General features: G+C 66.2%; 14 protein-coding genes. All 14 read right to left on the reverse strand.

Annotated features, from left to right (window positions below; translation table 11 throughout):
* Window positions 1-55: 55 nt before the first annotated feature.
* Window positions 56-1129: a septal ring lytic transglycosylase RlpA family protein gene (locus tag ACO2RV_RS10750; protein ID WP_423292702.1), complete on the reverse strand. Its 1074-nt coding sequence runs from the start codon at window positions 1127-1129 to the stop codon at window positions 56-58.
* A gap of 248 nt (window positions 1130-1377) precedes the next feature.
* Window positions 1378-2667 (reverse strand): FtsX-like permease family protein, encoded by a 1290-nt coding sequence (locus tag ACO2RV_RS10755; RefSeq protein ID WP_423292704.1) that lies wholly within the window; start codon window positions 2665-2667, stop codon window positions 1378-1380.
* A 4-nt stretch (window positions 2668-2671) separates the two neighbouring features.
* Window positions 2672-3352, reverse strand: a complete 681-nt coding sequence (locus ACO2RV_RS10760; protein ID WP_423292706.1) for an ABC transporter ATP-binding protein — start codon at window positions 3350-3352, stop codon at window positions 2672-2674.
* Window positions 3342-3812 carry a hypothetical protein gene (locus ACO2RV_RS10765; RefSeq protein WP_423292707.1) on the reverse strand — a complete coding sequence of 157 codons (471 nt, stop codon included), beginning with the start codon at window positions 3810-3812 and terminating at the stop codon, window positions 3342-3344. Before ACO2RV_RS10765 ends, ACO2RV_RS10760 begins: the two co-directional genes overlap by 11 nt.
* Before the next feature lie 78 nt (window positions 3813-3890).
* Window positions 3891-5633 (reverse strand): alkaline phosphatase, encoded by a 1743-nt coding sequence (locus tag ACO2RV_RS10770; protein WP_423292709.1) that lies wholly within the window; start codon window positions 5631-5633, stop codon window positions 3891-3893.
* A 106-nt stretch (window positions 5634-5739) separates the two neighbouring features.
* A complete protein-coding gene (locus tag ACO2RV_RS10775) occupies window positions 5740-6144 on the reverse strand; it encodes a DoxX family protein (protein ID WP_423292711.1) in 405 nt (134 codons plus the stop codon).
* A gap of 152 nt (window positions 6145-6296) precedes the next feature.
* A complete protein-coding gene (locus ACO2RV_RS10780) occupies window positions 6297-6632 on the reverse strand; it encodes a hypothetical protein (protein ID WP_423292713.1) in 336 nt (111 codons plus the stop codon).
* Between the two features lie 32 nt (window positions 6633-6664).
* Window positions 6665-7273: a hypothetical protein gene (locus tag ACO2RV_RS10785; RefSeq protein WP_423292715.1), complete on the reverse strand. Its 609-nt coding sequence runs from the start codon at window positions 7271-7273 to the stop codon at window positions 6665-6667.
* A gap of 94 nt (window positions 7274-7367) precedes the next feature.
* Entirely contained in the window at window positions 7368-7619 is a 252-nt protein-coding gene (locus tag ACO2RV_RS10790) for a hypothetical protein (RefSeq protein ID WP_423292717.1), read from the reverse strand.
* A gap of 99 nt (window positions 7620-7718) precedes the next feature.
* Window positions 7719-8834 (reverse strand): tetratricopeptide repeat protein, encoded by a 1116-nt coding sequence (locus tag ACO2RV_RS10795; RefSeq protein WP_423292719.1) that lies wholly within the window; start codon window positions 8832-8834, stop codon window positions 7719-7721.
* Between the two features lie 64 nt (window positions 8835-8898).
* Window positions 8899-9756, reverse strand: a complete 858-nt coding sequence (locus ACO2RV_RS10800; protein ID WP_423292721.1) for a formyltransferase family protein — start codon at window positions 9754-9756, stop codon at window positions 8899-8901.
* Window positions 9753-10817 (reverse strand): ABC transporter substrate-binding protein, encoded by a 1065-nt coding sequence (locus ACO2RV_RS10805; RefSeq protein ID WP_423292723.1) that lies wholly within the window; start codon window positions 10815-10817, stop codon window positions 9753-9755. The genes ACO2RV_RS10800 and ACO2RV_RS10805 overlap by 4 nt, the downstream gene beginning before the upstream one ends.
* Window positions 10814-12871: an MFS transporter gene (locus ACO2RV_RS10810; protein ID WP_423292725.1), complete on the reverse strand. Its 2058-nt coding sequence runs from the start codon at window positions 12869-12871 to the stop codon at window positions 10814-10816. The genes ACO2RV_RS10805 and ACO2RV_RS10810 overlap by 4 nt, the downstream gene beginning before the upstream one ends.
* Window positions 12868-13692, reverse strand: coding sequence for a hypothetical protein (locus ACO2RV_RS10815; RefSeq protein WP_423292727.1), 825 nt, complete (start codon window positions 13690-13692; stop codon window positions 12868-12870). The genes ACO2RV_RS10810 and ACO2RV_RS10815 overlap by 4 nt, the downstream gene beginning before the upstream one ends.
* Window positions 13693-13747: the final 55 nt, after the last annotated feature.

The raw sequence follows: 13747 nt of genomic DNA on the forward strand, positions 1-13747 counted from the left end.
CACAAAGGGAGAGTTACCAGCCGTCGGCACGCACGGCAATGCAGCAATGGGGCGGTCAGTAAAGTCCGCGACCGGTGTCGACCGGCGTAGAGCTTCCCGAGGCAGCATAGCCCATCACCGGCTGAGCGCCGACGATCCAGCCGGTCGGCGCCGCATCCGCCTGACCGACGATCGGGGCCGGCAGCGGTACCGCGCGGACCGGAGCGACCGGCTGGGCGCTGGCGACTTTCACGCCATAGGGTTGCGTGCTGGCGCTCTGGACTGGGCGGGGCTTGGCCGGGGCAGCGGGGCGTGGGGTCGCAGCGACGCGAACCGGCGCGATGGGCGCGGGAGCGAGAGTCTCCGGCTCGACCGGGGCCTGCGCCACGTCCATCTCCGGCGTATCGCCGAGATCGAAGGGACGGCTTGGCGGCAGCGGGACATTGGCGGCCGCAACAGCCGCACCCGCGCGGATCGGCACCGGCGCGGCGGAGGCCAACATGACGGTGGGCGCGGGAGCGCCGTTCTGGCGTAGCGTTGCCGCCAGCTGGATGTCGTCGGAGCCTTCGAGCGGCGCGCGGCCGACATATTCGACCCGCACGCGCGCCGTGCCCTTGCCCTTGAAGCCGAGCAGATCGGCGGCGCGCTGCGAAACGTCGATCAGCCGGTTGCCGTGATAGGGGCCGCGATCATTGACGCGCACCACCATGGAGCGGCCATTGCTGACATTCGTCACCCGCACATAGGACGGCATGGGCAGTGTCGGATGCGCGGCGGCGATGGAATGCATGTCGAAGATTTCGCCATTGGCCGTCAGGCGGCCATGGAAATCGTCGCCGTACCAGGAAGCGAGGCCCTCGGCCTTGTAGTTGGTCGGCTCAGTCGGAACATAGGTCTTGCCGGCGACCACATAGGGCTTGCCGACGCGATAGGTGCCGCCGCCCTTGGGAACCGGCTGACCCATGGCGATCACGCGCGGGCTGGCGGACACGCCGTATTTCGGATCGATCCTGCTGGAGAGCTTCTCCGAGCCGGTGCAGTTCGCCACGAGGAGACCGACACCGCAAAGCGCGACGACGCGACCGACGACAGCGAGACCCTGGCGCGCCGGCAGGCCGGCAGCTCGAGCTTCAGCAGGATTCGTCCCCATGCACCCCGACCACTCTGTGAGCACCTTGCCCCGCCATCGCGCCAGTCTCGGCACGTTCGGCAGGGATCGGCGCACCTCACCCGAAATTACGGGAAGTCTACCCCGCAATCCCACTCTCCGTCTCCCAAGAGGCTGTGGGAGTAGGGCAAAAATGCGGCGAACATTACATTATGGTAAAGGAAGGGTAAGCGACGAAGCGGTATGCAGAATCCCTCGGAGGTACGCCGAGGTTGGTCAAATTCCGGCCATCATGACCGTAGCGCGGACGCCGGAGACTGCCGGTAGGCCAGCATCGCCGGTACGCTGGCGACGATGGCGGTCGTGCCAAGCAGGACCGCCAGACGGACGAGATCGTCGGTGGCGAAGGAGACCGGCAGGGCAAACCCGCTGGCCGCGCTGAAGAGGGAAGAAAGCGCCCGCGCGCCGATATAGCCGAGACCGAATCCGCCGAGCAGCCCGATTCCGGCGATCAGCAGCACTTCTCCCCAGACGATGCTGAAGATGGCAAGGCGGGGGGCACCAAGAGCGCGCAAGGCGCCGATCTGCCGGCGCCGCTGCACGACATGGACCGTCACCACCAGCAGGATCGCCGCGCCGACCAGCGCCTGCGCACCGGCGGCAACGATGGACAGGATGGTGCGCACATCGCCCAGCGTCGCGTAGAGCCGCGTCAGTACCTCGCCGGGGAACACCGCCAGCGTATGGTCGGAGCGGTATTGCTGGCGCAGCTTGTAGGCGTCCGCGATCGTCCGCGGCTTGACGATGATCGCGGGCACGCCCGGCGCGGCGGGATCGGCGATGCTGCCGGCGCTCAGCGGCGCGTCGAGGGCATGGGCATCCTCGTCGTGAACGCCCTCCGCCTCACCGGCATGGGGCTCCCCTGCGTCGCCATTGTGCAGGAAGGGGTTCTCGGCTCCCGCCACGGCGGCCTTCGGCTCGTCATGGTGATGGGCGAGCCATACGGTCTCGATCGGCACCAGCACCGCGCGGTCCCAGGCCGTGCCGGTCGGCGCCAGACGACCGACGACATTGTAGGTGATTTCGGTGTGCGTGCCGCCGGGCTCCCCCACTCGACCGTGCTGGGGATGGAATTGGTCTCCGAGGCGCATGCCGACGGCGGCGCCGATTACCGCCTCGCCGAGCCGGGCGAAGCCGCGTCCGTCCTTGAGGCCGCCCATGCCGTCGACCAGCGTCTGCGTGGTCCCGACGATCGGGTAGCTGTCGACGAAATCGCCGAAGCCGACCGGCGCCGCCCATCTGACGCGCGGATCGGCGACGAGGCCGGCAAGCACCGATCCGGGAACCAGCGGCAGCGGCGCCGCCTGTAGGAACACGGCGGAGAGCACCAGCTGGGTCTCGCTGCCGGGCGCGCCGATCACGAGATCGAAGGCATCGGCGGCGCGGGCACTGCCGAGCCGCAGCGCCCTCTCCTGCAAGGTGACGGCGACGCCGAGCGCGGTGGCGAGCGCGACGATGAGGATGATGGCGATGACGCCGGCCCAATGGCGCCGGAGGTCGGAGGCGATGAAGCGCAGCATCCGCTCAGTCCTTCAGCCGGCCGGCGTCGAGCCGAAGCACCCGGTCCAGCCGCTCGACGAGGCGCGCATCATGGCTGGCGACCAGCAGGGTCGCGCCAGCCTCGCGCGCCAGTTCGACCAGCAGGATGGAAACCAGCCCGCCCGCTTCGGCGTCGAGGCTGGCGGTCGGCTCGTCCGCCACGATGATGCCGGGCCGCGCCGCCAGCGCCCGCGCGACCGCGACGCGCTGCATCTGCCCGCGTGACATGGTTTCGATCGGCTGGTCGAGCCGGGTGATGCCGACGCGCTCCAGCAGCCTTCCCGCTTCCTCGCGCGCGCCGGGCGGCAGCCGCAGACGCGCGAGGCGTCGCGGCAGCAGCACATTGTCGAGCGCCGACAGGCCGGGGAACAGATGGAAGTCCTGCATCACCAGCCCGACATGGGCGGCGCGCCAGCGATCGCGGGCACCTTCGGTCAGTTGCGCGAGGTCGGTGCCATCCCACGTCACGCTCCCCTGCCCCGCGCGTTCGAGGCCGGTGAGGAGGTTGATCAGGGTGGTCTTGCCGGAGCCCGACGGACCGGTCAGTGCGATCAGCTCGCCGGCGGCGATGTCGAGCGCCTCTATGGCGAGCGCGGGCGTGTCGAGGCCGGCGAAACGCTGCTCGACACGGCGCAGACGCAGCGCGCTTCCGTTCTCACGCGGCATGGAAATTCGCGCCGACAATGCGCAGCAGGCTGACGAAGCCGGTGGCCGGATCGGTCCAGGAGCCCACCTCCAGCGTGCCGCGCACCTCGATCAGGGCGTTGGCCTGCTCGAAGGTCTGCGCGGCGTCGAGGCGGATGACGACGATGTTGTCGGGCCAGTCCGAATCGGACGAGCAGAACGGACAGATCGACATGGGGATTTCGGTCAGTACGAAGAAATCGGCCTCGGCCTTCAGTGGCGGGGCCATGTAGCCACGCATGCTCACTTGCTTGCCGGCCAGTCCTTTCACCTTGTCGGAGAAGGAAAGGCCCAGCACGCTCACCTTGCCGTAGAGCTCGTCGAAATCGAGCATGGTCGCCGCGAGGGCGGGGTGAACGGCAAGCGCGATCCCCGGCAGGCTCAGCGTGCCGTAAAGGGCGCCAAGCAGGGTGTCTCGTCGCGAGACTGGCGGCATCGTCATCGTCTCCTCAAAGCACGTTCGACCCGGGCGTTGCCGCCCGGGCCAATCGTCGTGTCAGAGCCGGGTACTCGGCCTCACTCACTTCTTGGCAGTGGGAACGGCAAGCGCCTCGACCAGAACACGGTAGACGTCGCTCTGCTCCATGTAGCCCTTGAAGCCGTCAGCGCCGGGCCCGACCGCCTGCAGGACAACGTCGTCCACCGCGTGGACTGCCGTGTCGGAAGAGCGCGGGATGTTGCCAATGCGCAGAACCGCACCGGGCACGTCCTTGTAACGCTCATTGGCGACGTATTCCTTCTTCTCATTCTGCACCGCCGGCTCGAACGGACCGTCCATCTTCGGGCGGAAGGTCTCGTAATAGTCGGGGAAGTTGCCGGAGAAGATGGCGAGGCGGCGGGAGACGTCGATCCGGTCGGGATAGCCGTCACCGTTCTTGTCCTCATAGTTCGGGAAGCCGGCATCGGCATAGACGCCGACCTTCTCGCGCATTTCCGTGCCCGGCTTGTCGTCGTCGATTGTACCAATGACGGAGACGCCATGGGTGTGATCGCCGGTCACGACGATCAGCGTGTCGGGATGGGTCTTTACGAATTCCTGGGCGAGGCCAATGGCCTTATCGAACTCGATGGTCTCGACCAGAGCGCGATCCCAGTCCATCGGGTGGGACATCTTGTCGACGGAGGAGCCTTCCACCATCAGGAAGAAGCCTTCCGGATTCTTCGAAAGCTGGTCCAGCGCGACCTTGGTCATCTCGACCAGGCCCGGCTGGTTGGGGAACTTCGACACTGTGCCCTTCTTCAGGAAGTCGCGGTCGAGTTCGGTGTCGAGATTGCCGGTATGGAACAGGCCGAGAATCTTGCCGGAATTGCTGCCGGCCGCGGTGGCCAGCTCGGCCTTGTCGGTGGCGAGGGAATAGCCCGCCTCGCGGAACAGCGCGATGTAGTCCTTCTCGTCCTTGCGCTTGGAGCCGGGCGTCGCCTTGGGCAGGAAATAGGCCGAGCCGCCGCCGAGGATGATCTCGGGCTTCACCTCGAACAGCTGGTCGACCATCGCCGCCTTCTCCGCGCGGGCGCGGGTGTGGCCGATCACGGCGGCCGGCGTCGCGTCCTCGACTTCGGAGGTGACGACGAGACCGATCGACTTCTTGCCGGTGCGGCGCAGCGCTTCGGCGATGTTCTCGACGCGCGGATCGTCGAAGACGTCCTTGGTGCGGTCGGCATAGACGCCGATGGCGTTCACCGCCGTCTTGTGCCCGGTCATATAGGCCGACATGGTGTTGGCGCTGTCGGTGGCGATGGCATTGGTGGCCGACGTGCCGATGAAGGCGGCCGGCGGGATCGAATCCATGTTCAGGCGGCCGTCGGCCTTGCCCTCGTGCATGCCCTTCGACATGAGACGGGCGCCGGTGCGGTGCGCGACCGAGAGGCCGTCGCCGAGGAAGAAGATGACGTTCTTGGCCTTGGGCGTCGCCGGCGTGCCGTAGACTTCCCAGGTCACCGTCTTGGTCTCGTTGCCGGCCTTGGCCTCGACCTTATAGGTGCCGGGCGTGGCGATGCTGGCGGCGCGCAAGAGAACAGCGGAGGCGTCGACGCCCTTCTCCTTCTCGACGAACTCGGGAGCCTTGCCGAGAACCTTCTCGGCCGGCTCGCCATTGATCGTCACGGTGACGTCGGCGGGCTGCACGACGGCGTCGAACTCGACCTTCAGGTCGAAGGGCGAGCCGGCGAGGATGGTGGCGCGGTCGAGCGGATAGACCGTCGCCGCATCGGCCGCGGCGATCAGGCATGTGGTGGCAGCGAGGGCCGCGAGCAGTCTGCGCATCCCAGTATCTCCCCAAGGACGTGGATGGGCCTTCGGTAGTCCGGGCAGATGTCACTGCGATGACTGGGCGATCCCGACGCAGGTTCCCCCGCCGCCGATCCTTCGGTCAGGCGCGCGCCGCCGTCCGCTTCCCCTTCAGCACGGCGTCGAGGCTGAGAGGTCCGGGGCCGGCAACGGCGAGATAGAGGAAGATGAAGCAGAACAGAATGGCGGCGACGCCGCCATTCTGCGCCGGGAAGAAATTCTGCGGCGCATGGCGAAGGAAATAGGCGAAGGCCATCAGTCCGGAGAGCACGAAGGCCGACAGCCGCGACTGGAAACCGACCAGCAGGCTGAAGCCGAGCACCAGCTCAAGCACGCCGGCGGTCCAGGGCAGAGAGCCGACCGGAGGCACGGAAGGCGCGGCAGGAAAATAGAGCACCTTCTGTGTGCCGTAGCTGAACAGGACCAGGGCGGAAATGACGCGAAGCAGGCTGAGAAAATAGGGGCGGATCGCGTCGAGCGGCGGCATTGCGGGTGTCCATCGGCAGGAGGGGATAAGACACCCCTCGTAGCATTCGCCACCCTCCCCGCTCTACACAAGCCGGTGAGAGCGGATACGCCAATGGACGTAGCGCACAGGCACGCCGCCGCCAGGCGGAGGCTGCCATAGCGTGGCGTCGGTCAGATCTTGACGTCGCCGCCCGTACCGGTGCCGCTTCCCGGCGTCTGCGGCGCCGGGGTGGCGGAAGGGTCTTCGGCCGCAACGCCAGCCTTCGGCTTGTCCCGGCGGATGACGATATCGCCATTTTCCTGCACTTCCGGCATCGAATACGGAATGAAGCCGGAGATGTAGTCCAGGGCCTTCGTGGTCGCCTCGGAGAGCGTCTTCTCAATGCGGTCGAAGGTTGTCGGCGGTTCGGTTGACTGGCCGGTGGCCTGCGCGAGCGCGCCTTGCGAGGCGACCGCGAGTAGCAGGGAGGCGGCGAGGCCAATTGCGGCGGAGGACTTCGTGATCATGGTCGTTTTCCTCTTGAGGATGGCGCGGATGCTCAGTTGATTTTCAGCACCACGCGCTCGGAGCGCCGACGCATCCCGATAACGACGAGCAGCAGCAGGAAGATCCAGAAATTCAGCTTGTTGGCCAGCCAGCCGGCGTAGAAGAACAGATAGACGGTGGCATAGGCGCTCCAGCACAGGATCACGGCGTTGCGCAGGCCGTTCGCGAAGGCTCGCCGCGTGCGATAGGTCAGAATGGGGACATAGAACACCGCGCCGCCCAGCAACAGCACGGCGAGTCCGGCCAGCGTCGGCAGCCGGCCGGAGAATGGCCAGACCAGTATGGCGGAGAGGTCGAAGGCGAAGGGGTTCGCCGGCCCGGCGAGGAACTGGCCGAAGCTCATGTCCCAAGGGCCGCCCTTCCGGAAGATCTCGCCGGGATCCAGCAGGCCCCAATGGATATTCGTCCACAGGATGATGCCGCCCGCGAAGACGCCGACCGCCAATGAGAAGAGCTCGATGTAAGGGGTGGCCGGCAGCTGGCAGTCTTGCACGGCATTGATCGCCCGGCAGGTGGCGGCCAGCAGCGCGAACGGAAACACCAACAGCGCTGTTGCCTGGATCACCAGGCCGATGGCCGCTAGCGCGAGTTCGCTTCCCATGTCCCGTCCTGTTCGTGACGTTCAGCCGGTCCGTGGATCCGGCCAGCCCTGCGCGAGTGTCGCCGCTCGCGACGAACGGCTGGTGACGGCGATTTCAGAGCCGGCAGTTCTGCGACGGACCTTGCGCCGGGTCGACGCAATTACCGGGCATGGAGCGCGCCGGCGTCTCGGCATCGAAGGTACGGCCGATGATGTCAGTCGCCTTCAACACCGACCAAATTAGCATCAAAACCGCGATTAGGGCAATGATTCCAATGACTACGAAGCGCGCCCGGTAGAGGATCAGCACCACGGCGATCGCCAGCGGAAGCAGGACGAAGCCGACAACGAACAGCGTCTCTAGCATTCCGCCGGAATCCCGAAGCGATAGCCGGGCCGCATGTGCCCGTTCCTGCTCTCCTTAAGGCGGCATCCTGCCGAAGGAAAGGATGAAGCGGTGGCGGAGCTATTGCACCGCCACACCCGCGGTCTTGGCATCGAGCAGCTTGACCTTGTCGATATAGGCCTGGTCGATAGGCTCGAGTTCCAGCGCCCTGGCGGCGCTTTCCCGCGCCTTGTCGATCTGACCGGTGCGTTCGTAGAGGTCGGCGAGCTTGGCGTGGATCTTGGCGTCGTCCGGCTTGATATAGGCGGCGGCCTCGTACTGGATGATGGCGTCGTCATACAGGCCCTGCTCGGCCAGCATGTTGCCCCATACGGTGCGGGTGATGAGGTAATTGGGGTGGGACGCCACCGCGCGGGCGAAATAGGCGTCCGCTGCCGCGTAGTTCTTCTTGCCCGCATTGATGATGCCGAGGTTGATCAGCGGGTACAGGAAGTCGGGCTGCTGACGCAGAGAGCCTTCGAGAAGGCGGATCGCCGTTGCATATTCGGCCTCGCGCTGCTCCGGGGTCAGCGCCTTGTCGCGCTCGGCCTTGAGCATATGCATGCGCCCCTGCAGGCCGTAGACGAGGTAATGCTGCTCGGGCGGCTGGGTCTTCAGGAATTTGTCGATGGTGGCGTTGGTCTGCGGAAAGTCGTAATTGCCCGCCGCCAGTTCGGTGCGCCGATGATAGAGCGCGACGACATAGGGGCTGATATATTCGAGGGTCTCGACCGCGCCATCATGGATGAGCCCGTCCATGTCGTCGGCCTTGCCGGTCACGGTGATGAGCTTGACCGGCTCCTCTTCCTTCTTGGTGTAGATGCGCAGGATCAGCTTGGTATCGCCGCCGGCCTCGGTCACCTCACCGTTGATGTAGTACTTGATCATGCCGAGCACGTTGCGCGTGCCGTTGATCAGCAGGCCGACCTCGAAATAGTCCTCGAAGGCGCTGATGCCCTTCTCGACGCCGCCCTCGTCGATGTTGATGCCCTGAAGTTCGGAAGCCGCCGCAACGTTGAGTTCGCGCAACTCGTCGGTCAACTTGCGGGTGGCGACGGTCGAGGTGTAACCGCTCCATTCCCGTACCGTCGGTACGTAGACCTTCTCGATCACGATATCCTCGCCGACGAACAGAGCGGCGAGGAACACCATCGCCGCGCCGACGGCGGGTAAAGTGAATACGCCGAAATCCAGCATCTAAGCCCCCGCAAAATACAACAGCATATACCCGCTTACGTTGAGGTTCGGCTGAAATCCGCGCTCAGCCTGCTCTCGTCGCCGCGGCGATTTCCAGATTCTCTTCGTCTATCCCAAAGCGGTCCAGAATATCCCGGTACTCCCCCTCTCCGATAAGCGAGTGCCCGGCCCTGTGGAAGCTCTCGAACTCGGCGGACGTCGGGTAAGTGTTGGACTTTACCTTGGATTTTCGCTGGGGAACAGGTTCAATCGGCCGGTCGTCGTGAAGACTCTTAACGAGATCGGCGATCAGCCGGTTGCCGAGCAGATGGCTGTCGAGATTGTGGGCGAAGGCCGAGCGACCTGGCCGGATCGGCACGCGGCCCTCGGCGAGAATCGGCCCGCTGTCGATACCCTCGTCGATCACATGCAGCGAACAGCCCAGTTCGGTCTCGCCGGCCAGCATGGAGAAGAAATGCGGGTAGAGGCCGGCATAATGCGGCAGGGCGCCCGGATGTACGTTGACGGTGCCGTGGCGGCTTCGTACGCACAGATGGGGCGGGATCAGGAAGCTGAAGCGCGCCGAGACGATGAGGTCCGGCGCAAAGCTCGCGAGTGCGTCCGTCAGCGCCAGATCCTCGATATGGCGGGCGACGCCGATGTCGATGCCGTAGTGGCGGGCCAGCTGGTTTGGCGTCTTCAGGCGGCCAGCTGTCCCCTGCCCATTCTCCGCCTCCAGGCGGGGGAACAGGGTGCCGAACGGGAGATCGCGCTCGAGGTACTTCATGCGCGTGAGTTCGGGCACGGCGAGCTCAACGGGCCGTGTCCGTTCGGCCAGCACGACGCGCGGTTGGCAGTCCGGCAGAGTTGCCAGACGTTCCAGCAGGTCGTTGAGCATCACCGTCGAGGTGAGATCGCGCTTCGAGAGGATGAGAACCTTCATGGGCGCGACCCATCCGTTGCCATGCCGGCCGGCAGGTCCGGCTTGCCGGCCTTGATCACCTCGATCGCGTTCATGATCCCGAGCGGCGGGTAGATCTGCAGCTTGTGCGCGACCTCCATGTTGACCATGAGCGAGAACCGGCTCAGCGCCTCGACCGGGATGTCGCCAGGCCGCCGGCTCTCGACCAGAATCTGCTCGGCGCGCGTGCCGGTCAGCTGCCCGACCGAATAGTACCGGCTCACCAGGCCGAGCAGCGCGTCCGCCTCGACTACCGGAACCTCGCCTGCCGCCGCCACGGGAACACCCCGCGCCACCGCCGCGCGGGTGAAGGCAGCCCGGTTGTTGAGGATGAAGGAGCTGGAGCCGATATAGATCAGGTCCACCTTCTCATCGGCGAGGGCATCCACCACATCCGGCAGGCGCGCGGCGATCGGCTTGCCCGCTGCATCGGCTGGCACACGCTTGGCCACCACCTCGAAATCCATCTCGGCCGCTATGGCGCGGATCTTGTCGACGGAGCGGACCGCATTCACCTCGTCATCGTTATAGGCAACGCCGATGCGGCGAAACGGCAGATAGGAGCGGATCGCACGGATCTGCGTCTCCTCCGGCACGATGACCAGCGTCCCGGTGACATTGCGGCCCGGCCGGTCGAGCGTTTCGACCACCCGCGCGGCCACCGGATCCGTCACGATCATGAACAGCGTCGGAATATCGGTGAGGTATCGCGACGGATCGGGCTTGTCGAACTCGCCGACCATGCCGAGTGTCGCGGTCGTGCCCCAGGTCACCACAAGGTCGACCTTCCGCGCCCGCGCTTCCGCCACCAGGCTGGGAAACTTCAGGTTCAGCGTGCCGGCATGCCGGATCAGATACTCGACCGGCACGTTCCGGGACGCCAGATAGTCGCGAAACCCGCGGCAGGCATCCTCGCAGCCGCGCCATAGCACCATCATGATCTTGTAGGGCGGACGCTCGCTCGTTGCCGCGGGCGCTCGGACCGGCGCGAGAAACGCCAGCAGCAGAACGATCGCGGGGAGCCCGGCGATCCACCGCCTCATGCCCGCCTCCCCTTGCGGCTCGACCATTGCGCCAGCAGAAGCAGCGGTGCCGTCACCGCGATGAGGCCGCCAATGGCCATCAGCGCCGCGGTGTAGCCATAGCGGTAGGCCAGCGCGCCGACCAGCAGCGGGCCGAGCACGCTGCCGACCCGCTCGATCATGCGCAGTGCGCCGAGCACCGTGGTCTGCCCGACCTTGGCGATGTCCTCGGCGCAGATTTCCGGAACCAGCGCGATCTGCGGCGAGATGGAGATGGCATGGGCGACCGCCACCATGAGCACCGCCCCGGCCACGCCGTAGACATCGGCCCGCACCCAGAGAAGGAACATGGCAAGCCCCGAAAGCAGCGTGCCGAGGAACACCAGCGACCAGCTGTAGCCGTGCTGGTCGGCGAAGCGGCTCACCCACGGGCCGACAAAGACGATCACCAGGGAATAAAGGATCATCACCCGCGCCGTCTCTGCCTCGGAGACGTCGAGCCCGGCGAGATAGAGCGGCACGGCGTAGAACAGGAAGCCGGTGAGGACGATCTTGTTCGGCACCGCCGCGAACATGACGAGCGCGAGGAAGCGCGGATTGCGCAGCGCGATGCCGAGATCGGCGAGCCGGAAACGGCGGCTCTCCTCCGGCGCATCGGTGCGGGACATCATGCGTAGCGCCAGCAGCCCGGCGACAAGCGCAAGCACGGCGGCGCAGACGAACACGACGCGGTAGCCGGCCCGGTCCGCCAGGATGCCGCCGATGGCCGTGCCGCAAATGCTTGCCGACATCAGCACGGTGACGAAGACCGAGACGCCCTGCGTCCGCTCGCCTCGGCCGGTCACCTGCACGATGAAGCCCTGCGCCGCGATGGTGCACATGCCATAGCCGACGGCCCCGAGGGCACGGGCGACGACGAGTTCCAGCACGCTTCGCGCCGCCGCTGCGCCGAGGAAGCCGAGGATGGCGATGAGAAGGCCGGCCAGGAATATGCGGCGCGGGCCGTAGCGGTCGGACCAGGAGCCGGCGATCGGCGTCGCCAGCGCGAGCGTCGCCATATAGACCGAGATCGGCACGCTGATCAGCATCTGCGGCGACAGCCAGGACACATTGGCGTCCAGCGAAGCGATGTAGATCGGCAGGAAGGACTTCTGCAACTCCTCGGCCATGACGAAGACGAATAGCGGCAGCCGCACATCCGTCACACTCGCGCGCACGCCGAAGGTTTCCATCGGGCCCTGGGTGAGGCCGAATTTTTCGCCTATGGCGGCAACCCGCTCGCGCAGTCCGGGATTTCCCTCGCTGCTTTCCGCGAGGCGGCGGTAGCGCTCGTTGAGACCCTCGACCACCGCATTGAAGCGGCGCACGACCCGGCCGATCCCGTCATTGGCCCGATAGGCGATACGCCGGTGCAGGTTGCCCCTGGCGCCGTCCTCCACTGCATCGAACAGCTGGTTGAGCGGCGTCACCGTCCGCCCGGTCAGCAGCACCATTGCCATTTCGAAGGCGAGGAACAACGCCACCAGCAGCACGATGAACACGTCCTGGGCGAGTTCCTGAAACTGTCGGTCGACGAAACGGGCATCCAGCCCGACGGCGACGACGGCACCCGTCCCTGGGCCAGCCTCCGCACGGCTCAGCACGGCCTGCTCACCGTTTGTCTGCACGATCTCGTGGTCGATGCTGCCGAGCGAAAAGTTTCGTGCATCCTGACCGAGGCGTGCGGCTATGTCGCCGGCGGCGCTGCCGGATGAGAAGACCACCCGGCCGTCAGTGTCGAGCACGGCCGCATAGGCGATCTCGGCGTGCGCGGCCCGTAGCTGATCGAGATAGGCGGTCACGCCCACCAGCTTTTGCAGAGGAATGCCGTAGCCGAGCGCCCTCTCGACATCGAGCGTGGCGAGTTCGGCGACGGTGTCGGCCTTCTGGGTGATCTCCGGGATCAGCAGCGCCTCGAAAAGCCGATGCGTGCGGAACGACAGCAGCGCCGCAGCGGCGATGACGAGCGCCAGCGTCAGCAGCAGGATGCGCGTGCGCATGCGCGCGACGTCGGTGGCGGCCAGCGCCTCGCTCATCGGCCCTCTCCAGCCACCGGGGCATCTTCTCGCGCGGGCGAGGATGCGGCGTCCGCCAGCTCGCGTTCAGCCAGCGCCAGTGCCCGGTCCGCCGTCGCGGCGGTGTGGCGAAAGGCGTCGGTGGGGCCGCGCAATGGCTCGGGCAGTTTCTGGTCCTTCGTCTCCGGTTGTCCTTCCTGATCGGGATCGAGCGCCACGCCGAGGCCGGTGAGCGTGCGGCGCATGCCGCGCGTGGCAATGAGGGCGAAGACCACCGCGATCAGCGCGAAGGCGGCGAAGACGGCCAGCGCCGTTGCCACCAGCCGCTCCCGCATCATGGCGATCTTTTGGTGCGCCTCAGTGGTCGAATAGACGATGGCGATGCCGCCGACGCCCTTCAGGAAGCTCGAATCGAGACGGGTTCCCGCGGTGGCCGGATCGGCGACGTCAATGTGCCATGTCGGCTCGCGCGATGCCGCCTGTCGCTCCAGCCACTCGGTCGGCGCCTGCTTGCCGACCAGTTCCGGCGAGGTGGAGTAGAGAATCCTCCCGGTGCCGCCGTCGAACAGTGAAATGTTCTCGACATAGGGATAGCGCGACTTGGCCTGGGCGAGGATTTCGGGTGCTGCCTGCAGGCCCTTCAGCTCAAGGCCGAGATTGAGCAACACCTCGACCGAATCGCGTGCCCATTGCGACACCAGCGCGATACGTCGGTCGGCCAGCTCGGTATAAGTGGTGAGGAACTTCGAGTAGTTGAGTAGCGTCGCCAGAACGAGAACGAAGGCGAGCGAAACCAGCAGCGCCAGCGTCACATGGCTGGTGGCGTGAAGCGAGGCGCGCACACCGCGAAAGAAACGCCTTATGGGTCTTTTGCGGTTCTGCGCGTTGTGTGGCACG

The organism is Ancylobacter sp. VNQ12 (assembly GCF_049445835.1).
Classification (GTDB): Bacteria; Pseudomonadota; Alphaproteobacteria; order Rhizobiales; family Xanthobacteraceae; genus Ancylobacter.

Bases quoted from the DNA above. Each gene is read 5' to 3' on its own strand.
- ACO2RV_RS10785 (WP_423292715.1), bottom strand. From the start codon at position 7,273: ATGGGAAGCGAACTCGCGCTAGCGGCCATCGGCCTGGTGATCCAGGCA.
- ACO2RV_RS10810 (WP_423292725.1), bottom strand. From the start codon at position 12,871: ATGAGCGAGGCGCTGGCCGCCACCGACGTCGCGCGCATGCGCACGCGC.
- ACO2RV_RS10755 (WP_423292704.1), bottom strand. From the start codon at position 2,667: ATGCTGCGCTTCATCGCCTCCGACCTCCGGCGCCATTGGGCCGGCGTC.
- ACO2RV_RS10750 (WP_423292702.1), bottom strand. From the start codon at position 1,129: ATGGGGACGAATCCTGCTGAAGCTCGAGCTGCCGGCCTGCCGGCGCGC.
- ACO2RV_RS10795 (WP_423292719.1), bottom strand. From the start codon at position 8,834: ATGCTGGATTTCGGCGTATTCACTTTACCCGCCGTCGGCGCGGCGATG.
- ACO2RV_RS10760 (WP_423292706.1), bottom strand. From the start codon at position 3,352: ATGCCGCGTGAGAACGGAAGCGCGCTGCGTCTGCGCCGTGTCGAGCAG.
- ACO2RV_RS10775 (WP_423292711.1), bottom strand. From the start codon at position 6,144: ATGCCGCCGCTCGACGCGATCCGCCCCTATTTTCTCAGCCTGCTTCGC.
- ACO2RV_RS10765 (WP_423292707.1), bottom strand. From the start codon at position 3,812: ATGACGATGCCGCCAGTCTCGCGACGAGACACCCTGCTTGGCGCCCTT.
- ACO2RV_RS10780 (WP_423292713.1), bottom strand. From the start codon at position 6,632: ATGATCACGAAGTCCTCCGCCGCAATTGGCCTCGCCGCCTCCCTGCTA.
- ACO2RV_RS10800 (WP_423292721.1), bottom strand. From the start codon at position 9,756: ATGAAGGTTCTCATCCTCTCGAAGCGCGATCTCACCTCGACGGTGATG.
- ACO2RV_RS10790 (WP_423292717.1), bottom strand. From the start codon at position 7,619: ATGCTAGAGACGCTGTTCGTTGTCGGCTTCGTCCTGCTTCCGCTGGCG.
- ACO2RV_RS10770 (WP_423292709.1), bottom strand. From the start codon at position 5,633: ATGCGCAGACTGCTCGCGGCCCTCGCTGCCACCACATGCCTGATCGCC.
- ACO2RV_RS10805 (WP_423292723.1), bottom strand. From the start codon at position 10,817: ATGAGGCGGTGGATCGCCGGGCTCCCCGCGATCGTTCTGCTGCTGGCG.